The 19470-nt window shown below is 48.9% G+C and carries 15 protein-coding genes; 6 read left to right on the top strand and 9 right to left on the bottom strand.

All coding sequences use genetic code 11. The features are described 5' to 3' along the window. The first annotated feature begins 159 nt into the window (after nucleotides 1-159). Nucleotides 160-582: a DUF4395 domain-containing protein gene (locus DFP97_RS12770; protein WP_114380374.1), complete on the top strand. Its 423-nt coding sequence runs from the start codon at nucleotides 160-162 to the stop codon at nucleotides 580-582. Nucleotides 583-668: 86 nt separating this feature from the next. On the opposite strand, the gene DFP97_RS12775 is transcribed toward DFP97_RS12770, so the two are convergent. Next, nucleotides 669-1655: an oxidoreductase gene (locus DFP97_RS12775; RefSeq protein WP_114380375.1), complete on the bottom strand. Its 987-nt coding sequence runs from the start codon at nucleotides 1653-1655 to the stop codon at nucleotides 669-671. Nucleotides 1656-1876: 221 nt separating this feature from the next. Here DFP97_RS12775 and DFP97_RS12780 point away from each other — a divergent pair, with 221 nt between their 5' ends. Continuing rightward, nucleotides 1877-2623, top strand: a complete 747-nt coding sequence (locus tag DFP97_RS12780) for a hypothetical protein (RefSeq protein ID WP_114380376.1) — start codon at nucleotides 1877-1879, stop codon at nucleotides 2621-2623. A gap of 355 nt (nucleotides 2624-2978) precedes the next feature. After that, nucleotides 2979-5063, top strand: coding sequence for a GxGYxYP domain-containing protein (locus tag DFP97_RS12785; RefSeq protein ID WP_114380377.1), 2085 nt, complete (start codon nucleotides 2979-2981; stop codon nucleotides 5061-5063). Nucleotides 5064-5172: 109 nt separating this feature from the next. Here the strand turns inward: DFP97_RS12785 and DFP97_RS12790 are convergent, their stop codons facing one another. The 8 genes from DFP97_RS12790 to DFP97_RS12825 all read right to left on the bottom strand — a co-directional run bounded on the left by DFP97_RS12790 (nucleotide 5173) and on the right by DFP97_RS12825 (nucleotide 18207). Then, nucleotides 5173-11214: a PKD domain-containing protein gene (locus DFP97_RS12790; protein ID WP_181873495.1), complete on the bottom strand. Its 6042-nt coding sequence runs from the start codon at nucleotides 11212-11214 to the stop codon at nucleotides 5173-5175. 468 nt (nucleotides 11215-11682) lie between these two features. Then, nucleotides 11683-11934: a hypothetical protein gene (locus DFP97_RS12795; protein WP_114380379.1), complete on the bottom strand. Its 252-nt coding sequence runs from the start codon at nucleotides 11932-11934 to the stop codon at nucleotides 11683-11685. Nucleotides 11935-12560: 626 nt separating this feature from the next. After that, on the bottom strand, nucleotides 12561-14285 hold the full coding sequence (gene ptsP / locus DFP97_RS12800) for a phosphoenolpyruvate--protein phosphotransferase (RefSeq protein WP_114380380.1): 1725 nt from the start codon (nucleotides 14283-14285) through the stop codon (nucleotides 12561-12563). Between the two features lie 34 nt (nucleotides 14286-14319). Then, nucleotides 14320-14592, bottom strand: coding sequence for an HPr family phosphocarrier protein (locus DFP97_RS12805; protein ID WP_114380381.1), 273 nt, complete (start codon nucleotides 14590-14592; stop codon nucleotides 14320-14322). A gap of 25 nt (nucleotides 14593-14617) precedes the next feature. After that, nucleotides 14618-15070: a PTS sugar transporter subunit IIA gene (locus DFP97_RS12810; RefSeq protein ID WP_114380382.1), complete on the bottom strand. Its 453-nt coding sequence runs from the start codon at nucleotides 15068-15070 to the stop codon at nucleotides 14618-14620. 22 nt (nucleotides 15071-15092) lie between these two features. Further along, nucleotides 15093-16463 carry a PTS fructose transporter subunit IIC gene (locus DFP97_RS12815; protein ID WP_114380383.1) on the bottom strand — a complete coding sequence of 457 codons (1371 nt, stop codon included), beginning with the start codon at nucleotides 16461-16463 and terminating at the stop codon, nucleotides 15093-15095. A gap of 20 nt (nucleotides 16464-16483) precedes the next feature. After that, on the bottom strand, nucleotides 16484-17431 hold the full coding sequence (gene pfkB, locus DFP97_RS12820) for a 1-phosphofructokinase (protein ID WP_114380384.1): 948 nt from the start codon (nucleotides 17429-17431) through the stop codon (nucleotides 16484-16486). Next, nucleotides 17428-18207 (bottom strand): DeoR/GlpR family DNA-binding transcription regulator, encoded by a 780-nt coding sequence (locus DFP97_RS12825; protein WP_181873496.1) that lies wholly within the window; start codon nucleotides 18205-18207, stop codon nucleotides 17428-17430. Before DFP97_RS12825 ends, pfkB begins: the two co-directional genes overlap by 4 nt. Before the next feature lie 268 nt (nucleotides 18208-18475). On the opposite strand from DFP97_RS12825, the gene DFP97_RS12830 reads away from it, so the two are divergent. From DFP97_RS12830 to DFP97_RS12840, 3 genes are read left to right on the top strand one after another with little or no spacing between them, the layout of a single operon-like run. Next, the gene (locus tag DFP97_RS12830; protein WP_114380386.1) at nucleotides 18476-18805 is read left to right on the top strand and encodes an ArsR/SmtB family transcription factor; all 330 of its coding nucleotides are present in this window, start codon (nucleotides 18476-18478) and stop codon (nucleotides 18803-18805) included. Further along, complete coding sequence (locus DFP97_RS12835; protein WP_114380387.1) at nucleotides 18783-19247, top strand: SRPBCC family protein; 465 nt, start codon at nucleotides 18783-18785, stop codon at nucleotides 19245-19247. Before DFP97_RS12830 ends, DFP97_RS12835 begins: the two co-directional genes overlap by 23 nt. Before the next feature lie 42 nt (nucleotides 19248-19289). Next, nucleotides 19290-19469, top strand: coding sequence for a hypothetical protein (locus DFP97_RS12840; RefSeq protein WP_114380388.1), 180 nt, complete (start codon nucleotides 19290-19292; stop codon nucleotides 19467-19469). Nucleotide 19470: the final 1 nt, after the last annotated feature.

Genomic DNA, 19470 nt, shown 5'->3' on the forward strand with positions numbered 1-19470 from the left:
GCATATCTATAATAGATGCGCCCTATTTGTTTTCACACACATTAGTTTTACCTACTCAAGGATAAAGTTAACCTACTCCCGTTTTTACCCGTTGCCAAAGCCGCCGCATTCCACTACTATTAAAGTGTATAAATCCAACAAAGAAAGTTGGTATTATAAATGAAAGAAGTTCCGATTCCGTACGTCCGCAGTAATCAAGTCGGTATCGTCACCGTCATAATTCTTGCTATCGCCTTACAACAGCCTTGGCTTATTGCCGCGTTGTGGATTATTCAAGTGCTTGGCCTCGTATTCGGTCCTAAGGCGAATCTGTTTATTACTGTCGCCCGTCCATTTCTTACCCGCATCATTGCTTCTTCCAAGACGGAAGCGGCAGAGCTGCAGCGCTTCAATAATTCGCTCGGGGTAGGCTTTCTCACCCTATCACTGCTCAGCTTCCTGTTTGGCTGGACTTTGGCCGGTTATATCATTGCAGGAATGATGAGCGTTGCAGCCTTGGGCGCCATACTCGGCTACTGCATTGGCTGCACCATTTACTTTCAATATAAGCAATTCCGTGCCCGGAGATTGAAACGCGGCTAACGATTCAATATGCGGAGCGATCAGTCCTATAAGGGCAGATTGCTTCCACATGGTGAATTCATATAATAGTTTAACCCTTTCTTCTACTAGAGCTTAACGAGCGTTCTGCCCCTCGACTGTCCTTTTAAAATAATCCCAACCCGCTCGCTCACCTGCTCCATGCTGATTTCTTCGTACAGATCTTCCAGCATAAGCGGTTTATAAGCTCCGGCTAACAGCTTCCAAATCTTTTCCCGCTTGTCCAGGCCTGCCATGACCGAATCGATGCCAATAAGCCGAACGCCTCTAATGATAAAAGGAAACACGGTCATCGCAAGCTCCGAGCCGCCCGTTAATCCGCTTGCCGCTACGACGCCGCCATATTTTATTTTTGGCATAATGGATGACAGCGTTTGACCGCCGACACAGTCGATTGCCCCCGCCCACAGCTGTTTATCCAGCGCCCGCTTCGATCCGGCTGCGAGCTCTTCCCTCGAAAGGATCCGCTTTACGCCAAGTCCAAGCAAATAGCCGTGCATATCCTGCTTTCCCGTACTTGCTACCACTTCGTATCCCAGCTTCGCGGCAATCGCCGCGGCTATGCTGCCCACGCCTCCCGCAGCACCCGTGACCAAAACAGGGCCATCCTCCGGCCTGATCCCGTTCTGCTGAAGCTCGAGAACGGATAAAGCAGCCGTAAAGCCTGCCGTCCCGAGTATCATCGCTTCTTTCAGAGACAAGCCCTGCGGCAGTTTGAGCGCCCATTCCGCAGGAACTCTGGCATATTCGCTAAAGCCGCCAAAATGGCTGACCCCCAGCCCATAGCCAGTCACAATTACCTCATCACCCGGCTCAAACTGTTCATGCCTGCTATCTACCACAACGCCGGCCAGATCAATACCCGGTATAAACGGATAGCTCTGTACAATATTTCCGTTGGCGGTACAGGCTAGCGCATCCTTATAATTCACGCTGGAATAGGCAACTTGAATCGTAAGCTCGCCTTCAGGCAGGTCTTTCAACTCTATGAGCTGTGTTTCCGCAATAACCTCGTTATTTATATTGTTAATAATTAGTGCTTTAAAAGAAGTCATGAACATCCCTCCAGTAAGTCGCTAATTGTATTCATCATATCTTTTACAGTAACAGTTATCGGCGCAGATTGCGACGCTCCTCTCAGCGTTTAAGATAACAGTGGCTGCCCTCCGCCTGAAAATGGGTTCCGTCATCCGCACTTGTTATATTTATAACGAATATGATTGTTTAGAAAAGAAACCAACATACGCTGTGAGCCTATAGGAGGGATGTATTTTACATGATGCCCAGCCAAACCCCGTATTCCAGCCGTGTCCGGCAAAGTTCCAGCCAACTGCATCAATTCATTAATAAACTTCGCTACAAAGAGAACGAAAGCGTTCATTTTCTTTTAGTCCATGACTCAGACCGCAATAAACGCAGTAATACTAGCTCTTCAAACCATTCAAATCATAAACGGGCGATCCGCTTGTATAAACCTCTAAAACGTTTGGAAACAAGGATACCTCAAATCAAGCTTTATGCAAAAAACAACAATCCTATCCACTTACTCAGTCAAAACGCAAACGGGTATGCCGTTTTTATGGGCATAAATGTTGGGGGGACTAAGGATAGCGAGATCGAAGAAATTAGAGCACAGTTTATCGATGTAGATTTAAACAAAATTTCGGGACGTTTTACTACAATAGAACCGAATAAGCGAATCCAAAAACTGAAAAAGGAGTTTCTCCGCAAGAATTGGAGCCGCATCAGGGATGCCATGATCGTTGAAACTTACAACGGATATCACATTTATTGGCCCATAGTAGGGGGTACAATAGGTAAATTCGTTCCAATCCAAAAAGCACTAGTCCGGACATTCAATTCCGATCCTGCGATTACAAATTTAGCGAGAGTGATGCGCATACCCGGCTTCTATCATATGAAAAATCCTGACAGGCCCTTTTTAGTCCGTGTCATCCGATGGGGAAGAAAGAGGCCATTTTCACAAGATGAGCTTATTGATGCACTTTCATTAAGACCATGACTGGGAAAACCATAATCGTAAATGGCAAAGAACCCGACCTCATACGGCCGGGTTTTAAATAATACGAATTCGATCTAATTGTACATATTTAATATGAATTATTAAAACACAAGTGTAAACCATTTAATTAATCTAAATCGGACGATTTACCGCATCCATAGTCCTATTTAGGTTAGTTCTAAAGTTGTCTTCTCTCGGAACTTTTGTCGAAACGATTGTAATGTATATAAATATATTTAATATAGGTTTTAGGTACTATCGTTTTTTTATCTGCGAGGTAGCCGAAGAAGGAGGGAATTAGAAAGGCCGCTCTGACGATAGTTCCACCAAATTGGGATAAGACGAGGTGTACGACGTGATTCGAAAACTTACCGTCACATGTCTGGCTCTAATTAGCACGCTGTCTTTAACGCTTGGCGCTTCCGCTTCTTCGGAATCGATTCTGAACAACGGCTCAGTTATTTGGCCAGAAAAGCAAGCGCTCCCAACATTTGCGAAGCCCAAACAGCTGGATGCTGCGGATATTTATGATGCGCCGGGAGACATCAAGCTGCTGCTTGCGACTCTGCAGGGTATCGTTAACCGTGCGGAGCCGCGGATCTACCTGTTGGAAAATCAGGAAGAAGGCAAGCTGACCTGGCTGAATGATCTTAAGGTTCCCTACAACCTGTACGAAGATTACTGGGACATCGTTAAGAAATATAAAAAAGAAGTCAAAGGCATAATCGTTTACGATCCGAAGGTCGCGGATTCCGTCAATGTAGCGACCACACTCGCAGGACTGGAGGACGCCGTCGTGGCGAGCCCGGCGCTCGCTGCGCAGTTGAAAGCATCTCCGTTCAACCTGAAGGTACTCGAGGATCTGCAGGGCAAATTCAAGGACCGTTTGGATGCTTACACCTGGCAATATGAGAATCTGTGGAAAAAAACGACGAACCGGATGCTGATCGGCTTAAGCCCGGACACTTCCATCAAAATGCCTCCGGGTCTTCCTGAATCGTTCAAGACGATCGCGGAAGAGCTTACGCAGGAGCGCGACGGTAACAACAAGAAAACGTATGAGCTTGATCTGTCCGGCTTTCTGGGCAAAGAATCCGTCTACCTCCGCTTCGATGACGCCTTTCCGCAGGACGGTTGGGGACCGGCCGTTCACGAGGTTACCGTGAAAGCGGACGGGCAGACGATCGCGCAGTTCATCCCGGGCACGCCCGAAGAGGAAGCGTTCCTGTATGACCGTCAAAGCTCCCAAGTATCGTCAGGACAAGGCGGACACCGGTTCGCCGACAACGGCCGTTACTTCGTTTACAAGTTCACACCGCCGGCCGGCACGAAGCAGCTGACCGCCTCCGTCTTTATGTGGAACCAATACAAGGTTTCGGCGGGCAATATCCAGCCACTCTCTTCGGAGCAGAAGGAGCCTTACGGCTACCTCCGCGATTATGCGGTCGCAAACAAAGCGATGGTGTTCTGGCTCGACTCGAATGTACCTGAACAGAAGGCGCTCTTCGAGAAAATTTTATCAGACGTCAAGCCGGGGACCCCTTATCTGGGTTGGTTCAGCAATGACGTTGAAGGCGAATTCAGCTCCGTAGAAATCACATCCAATCACAGCGTCTACGTGCTTGCGGCGGACTGGTTTAGCAACCTGACGGTCTTCTCGGGAACAAAGGCTAAGCCGGTTGAAGCCAAGACACCAGAGGCACCGAAGCTTGAAAATAAAATTTACGTCACATATACCTTCAGCGAAGGCGACAACTTCCAATACAACCAGCACAGAATGCGCATTCTATGGGATGACCCGGCCCGCGGCAAAGTACCGATCAACTGGACCTCGAGTCCGCTCCTTTACGACGGCGCTCCTGCTATGCTGAACTACTACCAAGAGACAGCGACGGAAAATGACCTCATCATTGCCGGACCGTCCGGAGCCGGGTACTTCTATCCGGAAGCTTGGCCCGATGCCACATTCTCGGATTTCCTGAAGCAGTCTTACAAGTATCTGAAGAAAACAGGGATGACCATTCCTTACGTACTGAACCGTGTCAACAGCGAGAACGTGCCGCTTAGCGAATCAAAGGCAGCCGCATATGAGAACGACTACAAAGCGTCGGGACTCTTCCTCAGCTGGGAAAACCATCACGGCGTCGAGATCGTGAACGGCTCCCTTCCGTTATCGACGATTCAGGGCATCAGCACCGCACAAGACGGCAAAAACGTTTTGGACGAAGTCAAAGCAAACTGGGACGGCAAATCGCCGTTGTTCGTTTCCCTCGGCCTGCTCGCTTGGAGCATGACACCGTCGGATGTCGTCGCGGTGACCGAGTCGCTCGGACCGGAATATCAAGCCGTGCGGGCGGATCATTACTTCTCGCTCATCCGGGAAGCTCACGGCCTTCCGGCCAAGCCGCAGGTGCAAGCAGAGAACGAAGACGAGGAATAGAACTAAGTTGGTCGGGATAAAACAAGGGATTACAATTACCTAAAACCTTAAATGCAAAAAAGCCGTCCCCGAGGATCATCTCCTTCGGGGACAGCTTGCACGTTAACCATTATTTTTTGGACAGTTGACCCGAATTATCGTGCTGCACTTTGAGGGTTACGTTTTGTACCGACTGGTTGCCAGCTTTATCGGTTATGGTATACGTAATCGTATAGAGACGGCCCGTACCCTGCCCAGAGCGCTCCGCCCTCAAGCTAAACTGGGTATCCTGCGTTCCATAATCGGCGCCTTGAATATCGTTCGCCGTATCGCCGTCACCAAGCCCGTCATCGGGCTCGCTGCTCGTAATAGAAGTCAGTACGACCGAGGCGATACCGGATGTAGCGTCGCCGAAATCAAGGGTTGCAGTAATATCGACCATTTTATGATTCGGCGGCCACAAGGTTCCTTGATCCAAGCTGACGGTAAAGACCGGAGCGGTTGTGTCCACTCGAATCGTTATTGATTGTTCCGCTTCCACATTCCCCGCGTTATCCACGCTGCGATAATCGACCCGGTACTCCCCGTCATGGAAGGCAGGGACCGAACCGGTGTATAAGGCCCATTCACTGTTATTGATCCGGTATTCTGTCTTGGCTACGCCTGACAAATCGTCAGCAGCCGAAAGCGTGAGAACCGCATCGACGGTATGCCATCCGTTCGGTCCAGCCGGATTAACGGAAGCTGCCGTAACCGGCGCGACCGTATCAATGTTTCCTACCTTAATCACCTTAACCGCCTGATTTCCTGCTTCATCCTCGGCATACAATGTGTAGCTGCCGTTCGACGTCACCGTAAAGCTGTTACCCGTGAAGTTGTTGCCTCCGGCCGCAAAAAACTCGGCCATCCGCTCACCCGCGGCCCATTTCCTTGCCGTAACAACGCTGCCGGTTCCGTCAAACTCCGCCGTCACGGCGACGCTGTCGTTCGTCCAATCGGCCGGGAAATCAGCCGAAATTTCCGGATTGATGGAGTCAACCGTAATGGTGAAGGTTTGAACTGCGGATGCGTTAACGCCGCCGTATGCCGTACCCCCGTCATCCGTCAGAGCGACGGAAACCGTTGCTGTACCGCTGACGCCATTCGCAGGCGTGAAGCTCAGCGTACCATCCGATGCGACCGCCGGTTGAACGGCGAACAGATCGTTCCGGTCATTGGTAACACTGAATGCTCGAGCCTGACCGGACTCGTCAGCCGGACCGGCGGAAATGTTCGAAGCCCAGGCTGGCACGCTTACCTCTTGAACCACATCGGCCTTATTCGCCGCCTGGTCATCTCCTTTTCTAAATGACGGCGCATCATTTACCGGATCAATCGTTACCGATATGTCTGCAGACTCGGAGTCCGCCTTGCCGTCATTTACTTTAAAGGAAAAGCTGTCGGTTCCGTTCCAGTCGTCGAGGCCCGGTACATACTTAAACTGTCCCGAAGGACTAATGGAAACCGTGCCTTTCAGCGGCTGATTTACCAAGCTGAAGGTTAAGTTATCCCCATCCGCATCGCTCGCGTTTAATTCTCCCGACAACGGCAGGTCCTCGTGCCCTTGGACGGAAGCCGCTTGCGCAACCGGAGGCGTATTCGTATTCTTAAACTGTACGCTAGTTTCCCCGTAGGCTCCCCGGGCGGTTTGCGCCTTCACCTTCGCCGTACCGGCGAGCTGTGACGTCAACACGGCATTTGCCACTCCATTCGCATTTGTTACTGCTGTTTGGGTAATCGTACCGAGTGTCGTCGTGAACGTTATCTCTTGCCCCGCCATCGTTTGACCATTCGAATCCTTCACAACAGCGGTAACCGTACTCGATTGGCCGGCGTTAAGAATGGCCGGATCCGCTGTAACCGCAACGTCCGCAGGCGCCGGGTTTTTCAGTTCGTACAACTGCTTGATTTCCGCCTCGGTGAGAGGGTAATTGTACATTCTAAAATCGTCCATCATACCATTGAAATATTCCGTCGCTCCCGGAGGATCGAATCCAATGGTCAGCTTCTCGTTTGTATTCTCAAATATACCTTTCCAAGCCATCGAAGTCTTGTATACGCCGTTAATATAGTACTTAGCCATCGTGCCGTCCCAGGTGACAGTAGACATATACCACTCTTTGTCCGGCATTGGCGTGCTCGGGAAGAGGTGTGTAAATCCATTGCGGTCGCCGCTTACAAGACGCATGCCCGGAGAATCTCCCCATCCGTCATGCAAGAAGGAATACGGTCCGTAATTTTCTGTGTGGCCCTTGGATAATATAGGCGCGTAGCCGCCTGTGCCTCCATTCTCTTTGTACACCCACATAGAGAAGCTGAAGGATGTCGCCAAATCAAGCGAATCGCTGTCTTCTACGAGTACCCCGCTTTTACCGTCAAACTTCGCGGCTTGGCCGATTATCCCTTCGATAAATGTCGGATTGCCGATCGTCGACGCTCCGTGGTTGCCGTTACCCGAAGAGTCCTGGAAATTGCCATCGAACGTATAGTAAGCGATCTGTCTAGGTGTCTGCTCGGCGCGAACGGTAATCTTAAACGTATCTTTGCCCACTGCGCCATCATCATCCGTAACGGTAACGGTTGCCTTATAAATTTTGTCAGGCGAATCCTTTTCCATTACCGGATAGGCATGATCAAAGTGGCACGATGTAGATGTCGTTCCGTCATCGAAGTCCCAGACGCAAGTGTGACGGTCGTCTCTGGCCGGATCGATAATTCGAGTAGTTCCTTCATATCTTTGGCCGCCAAGTACTGTTACATCTCTTCCTGCATCGACGATAGGCGCAACGTTCGATGGGGTGATCGGTTTTTTCACTTGGTATTTCTTGCCGTCTTTAGTCACTATATCAAGCGTTGCTATATAGGTATTGCTGTCATGGTAATATTTCGAGACGGACATTCCGTAATCCGTGTAGGATCGGTCACCGAAATCCCATGTGCTGCTTGTAATAAGTCCTTGGTCACCGCCGGCTGTCGTATTTATGAGAGTGACCTGTTCCCCTTCTTTCGGATTTTGCGGGAGGAACTCGAAATCTGCAGGCTCAACCGTTTGCTGCAACGTAACGCTGCTCGACTGGCCCTGTGAATCCGTTACGGTCAATGTAACCGGATAGGTGCCCGGACCTGGGAACGTGTGGGTCGGTTCCTTCACGTTGCTTTTCGGACTGTTGTCCCCGAAATCCCATTCGTAAGAAACAATATCATTATTTTTGTCTGTGGACAGGTTTTGGAAAGTGACGGTTTCGCCGCCGATCTGACCGGTCTTGACTTTCAATTGCTGAGTTGAAATGACTGAACCGTTTCCTTGAGAAGAAAGTGGTTTATACAAAATATATTTGGCTAACATCGGCTTTGGAAGCTTGAACTCCTGCAGCTCTCCATTGTTTTCAAGCGTACCGCTAATGATTGTACTGAAGTCGTCTAACGTTGTATTTGAAATTGCTACCTCGAAATCTTTCACCCGCTGATCCGCAAAAGAAATACGCGGTCTGATCTGGATCCGGTCAATGAGGTACGACTCGCCGTCTGCCAAGTTGATCTTCACCCATTGATTGTCTTTCGACTTTGTTGCCCATGGGTTATGATAATTAAATTTCAACATATTTTCTGCACTATGGCCTGAGTCATAATTGCTGGATACGGCTTCAATCTTGGCTCTCTCTTCTAACAGTGCGACGTTCTTTCCTGCAGTAACGGGATTAAAGAACGCTTGAGGAACCTCCGATGCGCCAATCATAAACGAGACTTGCTTCACGGTCTCGACATTACCTACGTTGTCCGTGCTTCGATACGAAATGGTGTAAGATCCGTCCGCACTAAATGTGACCGGAGCCCGATAAATCTCCCAATCGCCCTCATTCACCCGGTATTCCGTCTTAGCGGCACCACTGCCCTCGTCATTAACTGTAAATGAAACGGTTACCGGGGATCGATAGTAACCGCCCGTGCCGTCCGGCTCAGCCGGCGACAATGATGCTGTCGTGAAAGGGGCGGTCACATCCTCTGTACTCCAAACAACAGCTGCAGGGTTACTGGACAGCGATCCGACCTGTGCGACGATCCGGTCTTCACCTGTCTGTGTGCCCGTGTATTGAAATGCTGCCATACCAGTATTATCCGTGTTTGCCGTATGTGTGCCTGGGTTAGCACCAGTAATAACAAGGGAAACAGGTGTCCCGATCACCGGTTGGCCTTGCTGATCAAGGACTGTCGCTTTTATCGTATGTGCTGAGCCAAGCGAACGCGATGCGCTCTCAGGTGTTAGATTGATAGTCGCCGGCGGCTGCTTTTGAACGACTTTAACAATCCAACTGACTAGAAAGGTTCCGCCAAGCGGATTTGAATCCGAAACGATCGCCTCAACCGCATGCAAGCCGACGGAAGTCGGAACATACGTATACTTATTTCCTGTTCCTGTGCCTGCGGTTGCCCCATCAACAAACCATTCAACAGCTATTGGGTCGTTATCGGGCTCAATGGCCGTAATTTCAAATGACGCCGCCTCCCCTACATACTGCTGCACTTGACGAGCGGCGGGCGATTGTTCCACGAGAAGCGGTGCGCGATTCACATCGGCAATGACGGTTTGCGCATAATGAACCGCTTGTTTTCCGTTATTATCCGTTACTCTCAACCCGACAAGCCCATTAACCGGCTTGGTGAACGTGTGTGTCACCTTTACGCCCTGAGCATCATCGAAAAATCCGTCGCTATCCAGATCCCAATCAAAGGCAGCGATACCGGCATCGCTCGTGGACCAGGTGCCGTTGAACGTAACGGGATCTCCTTCTTTCCCGGAGTAAGGACCACCGGCGTCCGCATAAGGAGCATCATCGACTACTGTCGGATCCTGCAGAAGCTGGTTAACGAGTCCGACCACATGGCCGCCGAAGTCTACCAAGTTTGTACCGAAGACGTTATTGTCTTCAATGATAGCAGCACCCTCAGCTAACATATCTTGCTTTGAAAAATTGAAGTCCATAGCCGTGAATTCCGCTTTAAACTGCACAATTTCCGACTCGGTTAAGCCAAGCGAGGCGAAATATTGCTTTTCCTCATCCGTGAAGCCTGACGCTGCAACTCGCTCTTGAAGCTGCCGCAATTCGGCAGCCTTCTCGTTTAATGCTTCATCATTCTGTGCGAATGCTTGATTAAACCGCGAGAGACTTTGGCTTGTAAACTGCAGCTGATAGAGCATTAGATTTATGTTGTCGCTAAGCGCCTTGCCGTGTATCAGCGCCCAATTCACATCACCCGTCGCTTGCGCTCCTTGATAACGTTCAAGCTGCGTCCACATTTGACGGGTCATCGCTTGCTCTTTGGCAATATCATTCGCCAGACCCTGCATGGCGGCATCCACTGGATCGTTACTTTGGAAGTCCAGGAGCAGCCTCTCTCCAAGCGGAGTAATATGTTTATAGTCCGGATCCGGCGGGTCATCCTTGATGCCTTGATAATGTTTGGACTGATTGGCGAGTTGAAGCAATGCCATTGTCCGCGGATCTTGAAGACCGCTGCGCATTAGGAAATCTACAAATTTCTCATTCGGATTTCTATTGGCATCCGCTGCTTTTGCAAGAGCAAACAATTTCTCTGCGTACTCCCTATACTTCTCCCAGCGCTCCGCCAGCTTTCCTGCATCTTCCTTCAGCTGCGTCAGGTCCAGCGGTGGAACGAAACCGGTAGTATATTCTACCTTGAAAGCAGGATCAATGACTCCATCGATGAGATAATCGAACTTTCCGTCTTGACATTCGTCAAACACAACGGCATATTCGCCAGGGGGTATTTTTCCATCCGGCCCTGTGTAGCCGATCGTTTCAGAGATGAAGATGCCGTTCGATATACTCATGACGGTGTTCGGGTCGCCGCCGCCCTCATCCTCTAGTTCCTCCCCGTGGGAAAGTGCGTTGATGCTTCCGCTCTTCACGATATAAAGATCGGTCCATGAGGTTAACCCGTCAGGATTTCCTTCAGAACAATGCGGAATAATTTGCATCTTCCCGGTGTGGATGGTAATGCTGGAGTTTCCTCCAAATGTTTTATAGGCTTCTCCTTCATCGGTCCACCAGATCCACTGGCCGAGCCCTGAACTTGCATTCGCTGCCGGAAGGAAAGCTCCGAGTAGCAGCAAAAACGTTAACATCGTTGCTATTAACTTACGAAAAATGATAATCACTCCCATTCAAGATAAAATACTTTTTGTGAATGCGGTCTGTTTCGGTCAGCTCATTACAGCCTCCCGGGTTTCGTTCCCTTGCTACATTTCGAATTATATGTGGATAAAACATTATCGGTAAGGATGAACTTTTATCACCCCTCTGTTCTTTGCCTATCAGGCTTGAGTGGGCAGTTGAACCCCTGTCCAGCATTAATTACTTCTGATTCAAGCTAAAAGGAGTTCCTAAGCTACAAAAAAACCACTCCAATTTTGGAATGGTTGATTATTTTCGAAAAATCATCTGGGCTCCCGCACTCCCACATATCGTTCTCGCGCAACTAATTTGGGTCGAGATATATGAAAAAAGCAATATTCGCGATGAGGATGCTCCCGATGCAATTCACCGTATCGTCGCATCGCCTCTGTCGAGAATGAAAGAAGTCACCAAGCCTCGATGAGGGCATCTTCCGCACAATATTGCTTCTTTCCTGATTGATCAAATACGATGTATGAGCGCGTCAAACGATTTTTATAATAAAACTTCTCGTCTGCATTGCCGATGAACATCATGTTACTCAATATTCGGTCTTTACGCTCGCTGTGTTCTTGATTCAAATAATTCATTAATGGAGAAAATGCTTGATCCAGCCACTCTTGAGTAATAATTGCTGGCGTGACGACTTTGGCATACATGAAAAATCCTCCCTTAAATAGAAATAGCACCGTGCAAACAGCTCTTAAGCTGTTTGCACGGTGCTTCCGTTAAAGTGATTTTAGCATAATAAAGAAAATATTGTAAACATGAAAATCAACGTTACCAGAGAATCGCATTCCCCGACAATGGAATTTGCTCCGATGATTATGCCTTATCATAGATTCGCAAATCTTTAGTAGAACTGAGGTTGGGCAATAGGAAAATCTCCCTGCGGGTTTCACTTCCCTGAGTGAGAGATAACGGGAAAACATCCAGCTAATTTTTCTACTTTATCGTTATCGTAATCATATAAATGAAAAACCTCCCGCTAATTTGATCTTATTCGGTCGATCAGCATGTAAATCGCCGATTTAGAAGGAGGTTTTCCTGTTAGATGGATCTCTCATTATTTCGAGGACAAATTACGGGAGGATTTCCCTTTAATGAAAGCAAGAGGTGACACGAAGACGAGCCGGAGGGCTCCTGCGCGATAAGGGCACACTCGGGGCTGATGACTACTGAGCGATGTAGTTTCCTGCAAAACAAAAAAACCTGACCCCTTCCGGTCAGGTTTCTCTTAAGGGCGAACCATGGCGGTACAAAGCCATAATCCGCTGCAATAAAGTTACTTTTGATAAGCCTCTAATGCTTTGCGAACCTCTGCAGGCGTATCCATATCCAAAATTCGCTCGGCAAGCTCCTGGCAATCTCTGCGGTTCAAATTAATAATTTGACGCTTGATCTTTTGGATGGCGGACGGAGACATGCTCCACTCATGCAGCCCTAAACCCATTAATAATGGCGCGGCCAAAGGATCTCCCGCCATGCTTCCGCACATGCCTGTCCATTTGCCGTGACGGTCGGAAGCATCAATGACTTGTTTAATGAGCCTGATAACCGCAGGGTGGAAATAATCATACAGATAAGAGACCTTCTCGTTCATTCGGTCCACGGCAAGCGTATATTGAACCAAATCATTCGTACCAATGCTGAAGAAATCCACTTCTTTGGCGAAACGGTCGGCTTGAAGCGCCGCGGACGGTATTTCAATCATGATGCCGACTTCAATCTTCTCCGCCATCGGGATAGACTCAAGGCGAAGCTGCTCCCGGACCTCTTCGAAAATCCCCTTCGCTTTTCTCCATTCTTCAAGGCCTGAGATCATCGGAAACATCACTTTGAGATTTCCGTAAGCACTAGCCCGCAGAATAGCCCGCAGCTGAGTTACCAGCAAGTCCGGACGATCCAGACACAATCGAATAGCGCGATAACCCAGAAAAGGGTTCAACTCATGAGGAAGCTCCAAATAAGGCAGCTCTTTATCGCCGCCGATGTCGAGCGTCCGGATAATGACGGGACGTCCCTGCATCGCTTCCGCCGCCGATTTGTATGCCTGAAATTGTGTTTCTTCATCCGGCATGCTGCTGCGGCTCATGAACAAAAACTCGGTACGGTATAAACCGACTGCCTCCGCTCCTGTTCCCAGCAGGCCGAGAGCCTCTTCAGGCGTTCCGATATTCGCAGCGATTTCGACCTTAAAGCCGTCTACAGTAACCGCTGCTTTATCCGCATAAGCCAACAATTGTTGGCGGGATTCCTCTTGAAGCCGCATCTTCTCACGCATATCCTTAATCGTCTTAGTATCGGGGTTCACGATGCAAACGCCGGTAGCTCCATCAATCGCGAGCATATCGCCATCTTTAATTTGTTCAATACCGCTTCCCGCTCCCAGAATGGCCGCGATACCCAATGAGTTGGCCAAGATAGCCGTATGCGAGGTTTTGCCGCCAATACGGGTAACAAAACCAAGTACGAACTGCTTATCCAATTGAACGGTATCAGACGGGGATAGATCATCTGCGACGATAATGACTTCTTCCTGAATATCGGATAACTGGCTGCCTTGACGTCCCCGCACGTACATCAACAGCCTGCTGCCCACATCCCGAACATCCGCAGCCCGTTCCCGCATATATTCACTCGGCATGCTTTCGAATATGCTAGCCGTCTGTATCGTCACCATTCGGACTGCCGTTTCCGCCGTCCACTTTTCGTTATGAATCAATTTCTCCATGGGCGGAAAAAAAGAAGGATCATTCAGCATGCTGACCTGGCCTTTTAGAATGACCGCCTTCTCTTCCCCTAAAATGTCATTCGCCCGCGCGACTAAAGCATCCAAATCGGCTAAACAATGCGCTTTTGCGGTATGAAGTAAGCCCGCTTCCATGTCCGGAGCGTCAGTTTTTTGATCCTTGACATCCTCCAGACGCACAGGCGAATAGACAAACGCTTTTCCTAATTTAATGCCTTCTGAAACCCCTAAGCCTTGAATGTTCAAATCCTGTGACATAGACCCGGGCCTCCTCTCCGTTTTCACATTGTTGTTATACTTCTCCAAATCCACCTTCAACCAGCTGCACAAGCGATTCCAACGCTTTCTCTTCATCGGGGCCATCGACAGAAATCTCAATGACACTTCCTTGCGAAAGTCCCAGTGTCATGAGTCCCAAAATGCTTTTGCCGTCCACTTTCACACCTTGATCTTTAACCAAAATGTTTACTTGCGATTGAAACTTAGCCGCCTGCTCCGTAAACAATTGCGCAGGCCGTATATGAAAGCCGGTTGCATTACGAATGGTCACTTCTTTAGTCAACATATGAGTTTCTCTCCATTTCCTTCTTCTATATAGTTTGCAATAAGCCGATCAATTCCTCTGAATCCTGAACAGCGAACAATTTATTGCGGAATTCCTCATCAATTAATTTGCGGGATATTGCAATTAGTATTTGCAGATGCTCATTACCTGCCGCTGCCTCCGGCACCGCGATCATAAAAACGGCGGAAACGGGCTCTCCATCGAGCGAGTCCCAATCTGTCTTCTTGGCCAGCTTCGCAAAGGCTAAGCCGGGCTTGCTTACGCCGGCGGATTTTCCATGCGGGATTGCGACGCCAAAGCCAATGCCGGTGGAACCCGTCTTCTCGCGGTTCATAACTGCCTCAAGGTAGGCTGACTTGTCGGTAACGCAGCCGGATAGCGCCAACGCGTCCACCATTGCCTGTATGCATTCCGTTTTGTCCGAAATATCCAAAGGAATTAAAATCGATTGTTTATCCAACAGTGCATTTACGTTCATATTAAACCCCTCCTGCTAATTCTTATCTTACTGTTTTTTTCAAAATGCTGAGCATTATCGCCGTTACGACGGTTCCGATTAGAATGGCTAATGCGTACAAGCCCAAATGAGAGACCGCGTTCGGAATCGGCAGTACGAAGATGCCGCCGTGCGGCGCCCGCAGCGTTGCTCCGAATAACATCGATAATGCTCCCGTGACAGCCGAGCCTACCATTAAGGACGGAATGACACGAATCGGATCGCTTGCCGCGAAAGGAATCGCGCCCTCCGTGATGAAGGAAATGCCTAGCACAGCCGCAGACTTTCCGCCATCCCTCTCATCCTGCGTGAACTTCCTAGGCGCCAGCATCGTTGCGAGCCACACGCCAAGCGGAGGCGTCATTCCAGCTGCCATCACCGCTGCCATTGGGCCAAACTCATTACTTGCCAGGAGCCCTACCGCAAACGTATAAGCGGCTTTATTAACCGGCCCGCCCATATCGAAGGCCATCATCGCGCCAAGCAGCAATCCAAGCAATATCGCATTTGCCTTACCAAGCGATTGTAACCACGCCGTCAAGCTGTCCATAATAAATTTGATTGGTTCCCCGATAACGAATACCATCAACAACCCAGTAATCGCCGTCGCAATAAGCGGAATCAATAGAATGGGCTTTAAGCCTTCCAGGTTTCTAGGTAATCTAATTGTATTTTTCAACCATAGCGCCAAGTAGCCCGCCAGAAAGCCTGCCGCGATACCGCCGATAAAGCCCGCACCTAGTTGGGAAGCTAACATGCCACCGACCAATCCCGGCGCAAGTCCAGGCTTCTCAGCAATAGAGAATGCGATGAAACCGGAAAGAACGGGAACCATAAGCGCGAAAGCGGCGCCCCCGCCAATACTCATCAAAGCCGCTGCCAACGTTCCTTCTTCTTTAAATGCCTCGATTCCGAAAATGAAGGAAATTGCGATCAGCAATCCTCCCGCCACAACAAGCGGCAGCATTGCCGAAACGCCGGTCATCAGGTGCTTGTAAGCGCCCGTTCGCGATGAGCTGCGTTCCGCTTTAGATTTATCTACTTGCTTAAGATAATCGGTTGGGTCAGAAGCCTGCATATTTAACGCTTGTTCAATCAAACCTTTAGGATCTTTGATCGCCTGTGCGACACGAACTTTCACCACCGGCTTTCCTTGAAAGCGGGATTCTAGGACATCCGTATCTGCTGCAATGATGATAGCATGCGCTTCAGCGATTTCCTGTTCCGTGATCTCATTTTCAACGCCAACCGCGCCGCGGGTTTCGACCTTCAGCTCAATTTGTTTCTCTTTTGCCGCTTTCACAAGTGATTCCGCAGCCATATAAGTGTGCGCGACGCCGGTCGGACAAGCAGTAACCGCAATAATTTTCTTCATTATTTTCCCCTCCTGATTGTTTATACCTCGATTGTTAATCGGAAAATATTGACAAGCCCCAGCTTATCCTGAACCTCGTCAAGCGTACAAACCTCTGTTCCGGACTTGGAAGCGGTGACGGTCCCTGCCGCTGAAGTCCACCTTGCCATATCTTCGAGAGACTTACCATGTACGAAGCTATATGCCATTGCAGCTACCATGGAATCCCCCGCACCTACCGTACTTAAAGGGGTGATCGGAAACGGCTTGGCACGAATCGCTTCCCGTTCGCTGACGAGAATAGATCCCTCGCCTCCCATAGACACCATGACATAGGAAATTCCTTTGTGGATCAGCTGCTGCGCTGCAGATACGATTTGCTCGTCCGTCGTGAACGTAGTATCAAACAAGGCTTCCAGTTCATGAATGTTCGGCTTCAAAGCAAACGGCACCGCCTCAATTCCCCGGGCAAGGGCTTCACCGTCAGCATCCAGAATGGTACGGACTCCCTTACGGTTTGCCAGCTTTATCAGCCTCCGGTAAAAATCAACCGGCGTACCCGGAGGCAAGCTTCCTCCTAAAACAACAAGCGCTGCTTCGCTAAGGCTCGACTCGAAGCGTTCAACGAATTCCTCCAGCAGCGCCTCGCTTGGCGAGAAGCCGGCTTCATTCAATTCCGTCGTTTGTTTGGTCCGCTCATCCACCACCTTCAAGTTGGTGCGGGTTTCTCCTTCCGCCTCTATCAGATATGAGGAGATACCCTGTTCGCGAAGCTTCTCCAAAATCACTTTTCCTTCATGTCCCGCTTGAAAACCGAGCGCTTTGACAGGTACCGAAAACCGCTGCAAAACCTTCGCGACATTAATGCCTTTGCCGCCCGCATCCGTTCGGATGGTCTTGATGCGATTCAATTCGCCGAATGAAAAATTTTCCACCGTTACGGTTTTGTCTACAGCGGGATTTAATGTTACCGTTTGGATGGTATTCATTGTTCCAATCTCCTTACCACTGTTACTTTTATTCCTTCTGCTTCCATCGCTCTAACCGCTTGTGCCGGTAACTCGTCATCGACGATACAATGATGAATGTCGGATAACTCGGCAACCTTAGCAAACGACACCTTCCCGAATTTGCTATGATCCATTACTAGTATGACTTGTTTGGCAGATTGTATCATTCGCCGTTTCGTTTCCGCCTCTGTCAGGTTTGGCGTAGTAAGTCCGGCGTCCGGGTCAATACCGTTAATGGCCAGAAACAGCTTATTGACACGGATGGAATCAATCGCGCGATCCGCAATCGGACCAACCATCGCCTGCGTTTCATAACGCAAGGTTCCGCCAGTAAGAAGCAAATCAAGATGCTTCAATTGATTCAGCTCCTGCGCGACCATGTTCGAATTTGTGACCACGGTTAATTTCTGAAAATTTCTCAAGTGTTTAGCTATAAAATACGTCGTGGTTCCCGAGTCCAGAAAAATCGTATCCCCTTCATCAATAAAGGACAACGCTTTCTGTGCGACTCCTTCCTTCTGAAGGCGGTAGCGGTCTTCCTTTTCCACAAATGAGGGTTCAACGCTATCTTGTTGGAGCAAGACCGCGCCGCCATGAGTTCTACGGAGCAGCTTGGCTTCTTCCAATTCCCTTAAATCCCTGCGCACCGTTGATTCAGAAACTTGAAAACGGTCCGCAAGCTCAGGCACTAACGCTCTTCCATGGCTCTGTATATATTCAACGATTTTCCGCTTTCGCTCTTCCTCAAACAGCATGTGTGTAACACCTCTTTCCTTGATGCCCATTCGCCGATGAATTTATCCTATTCTTGCTCATCTATGACTATTTGTTCTTATTTATGATTATATATGCTCATTTATAAATTGTAAAGCGGTTTCATTCAGGTTTTCTTTCATATATGAGCACGTTCATTATTAAGCTGCGAGTATAAATTCCCCTATTTACATGAACTCTAATCTATAGCCTTCTTCTTTATTTGTTATTTAAGTTGACACTTAATTAAGTATATGCTAAATTAATGTCATGATCGAAAAAGCCATTCATGCTCTTACAGAGCCTAGACGCAGAGATATTTTGTATCTCGTCCGTAATGGAGAGCTTACCTCCAGCGCGATAGCGTCGCATTTTGATATTTCAGCGCCTGCAGTATCGCAGCATCTCAAGGTTCTCGAGGAATCCGGACTTGTTGTCGTTCGAAGAGACGGAACCAAACGGTATTACCGAATTAGGAGGGAAGGTTTTGCTGATTTGAAAGCATATATTGACCGTTTCTGGGATGATAGCTTACTGCGTTTGAAAGAAGCAGCGGAAGAGGAAGAAAGGAGAAAACATGAATCCAATCAACAGCAGTGACACGGTCACTAAGGAGATTTTTATCGAATGCAGCCCGGAAACCTTGTTCTCGTTCTTTATCGACCCGGACAAGCTGGTCCGTTGGATGGGGCGCCACGTTCTGCTCGAACCGAGCATCGGCGGCAAATATCGCATCGATGTTAACGGAAGCGACATTGCGATGGGCGAATACAAGGAGATTATCCCTAACGAGAAAATCGTTATGACATGGGGTTGGGAAAAGTCGAAGCTAGTACCTCCGGGGTCAAGTACGCTCGAGTTCAAGCTGACGCCAAAAGATAACGGAACCCTTTTACTATTAACTCATTACGATTTGCCGGCCACGGAAATCCCGTCTCATCAGCAGGGTTGGGCGCATTACATGGATCGTCTGCAATTATTGGCTCAAGGTCAAGATCCCGGCATCGACCCTTGGTCCGAACAAGCTATGCACGAAAGTTAATACAACTAAATATATACCTAATTAAAGGAGACTTAAAATCAAATGACTACTCTATCCTGCAACTGCGGATTTTCCGTAACGGACGAAAATAAATATAAAGTAGAAGCTGCGATGTGGCACCACGCCATTCACGATCACGCGGATATGCTCAAAAGCATGACCGTTGAAATGCTGGAGAATTGGTTGAAGCATAAAGACGAACAGTTAAAGGCGGGGGCGTAAA

The sequence above is a fragment of the Paenibacillus prosopidis genome, from assembly GCF_003337375.1.
GTDB classification, from domain to species: Bacteria; Bacillota; Bacilli; order Paenibacillales; family Paenibacillaceae; genus Pristimantibacillus; species Pristimantibacillus prosopidis.

What these genes read in the sequence shown, in the direction of transcription:
- DFP97_RS12770 (WP_114380374.1), top strand. Translation starts at nt 160, where the DNA reads ATGAAAGAAGTTCCGATTCCGTACGTCCGCAGTAATCAAGTCGGTATC.
- DFP97_RS12775 (WP_114380375.1), bottom strand. Translation starts at nt 1,655, where the DNA reads ATGACTTCTTTTAAAGCACTAATTATTAACAATATAAATAACGAGGTT.
- DFP97_RS12780 (WP_114380376.1), top strand. Translation starts at nt 1,877, where the DNA reads ATGATGCCCAGCCAAACCCCGTATTCCAGCCGTGTCCGGCAAAGTTCC.
- DFP97_RS12795 (WP_114380379.1), bottom strand. Translation starts at nt 11,934, where the DNA reads ATGTATGCCAAAGTCGTCACGCCAGCAATTATTACTCAAGAGTGGCTG.
- ptsP (WP_114380380.1), bottom strand. Translation starts at nt 14,285, where the DNA reads ATGTCACAGGATTTGAACATTCAAGGCTTAGGGGTTTCAGAAGGCATT.
- DFP97_RS12805 (WP_114380381.1), bottom strand. Translation starts at nt 14,592, where the DNA reads ATGTTGACTAAAGAAGTGACCATTCGTAATGCAACCGGCTTTCATATA.
- DFP97_RS12810 (WP_114380382.1), bottom strand. Translation starts at nt 15,070, where the DNA reads ATGAACGTAAATGCACTGTTGGATAAACAATCGATTTTAATTCCTTTG.
- DFP97_RS12815 (WP_114380383.1), bottom strand. Translation starts at nt 16,463, where the DNA reads ATGAAGAAAATTATTGCGGTTACTGCTTGTCCGACCGGCGTCGCGCAC.
- pfkB (WP_114380384.1), bottom strand. Translation starts at nt 17,431, where the DNA reads ATGAATACCATCCAAACGGTAACATTAAATCCCGCTGTAGACAAAACC.
- DFP97_RS12825 (WP_181873496.1), bottom strand. Translation starts at nt 18,207, where the DNA reads ATGCTGTTTGAGGAAGAGCGAAAGCGGAAAATCGTTGAATATATACAG.
- DFP97_RS12830 (WP_114380386.1), top strand. Translation starts at nt 18,476, where the DNA reads ATGATCGAAAAAGCCATTCATGCTCTTACAGAGCCTAGACGCAGAGAT.
- DFP97_RS12835 (WP_114380387.1), top strand. Translation starts at nt 18,783, where the DNA reads ATGAATCCAATCAACAGCAGTGACACGGTCACTAAGGAGATTTTTATC.
- DFP97_RS12840 (WP_114380388.1), top strand. Translation starts at nt 19,290, where the DNA reads ATGACTACTCTATCCTGCAACTGCGGATTTTCCGTAACGGACGAAAAT.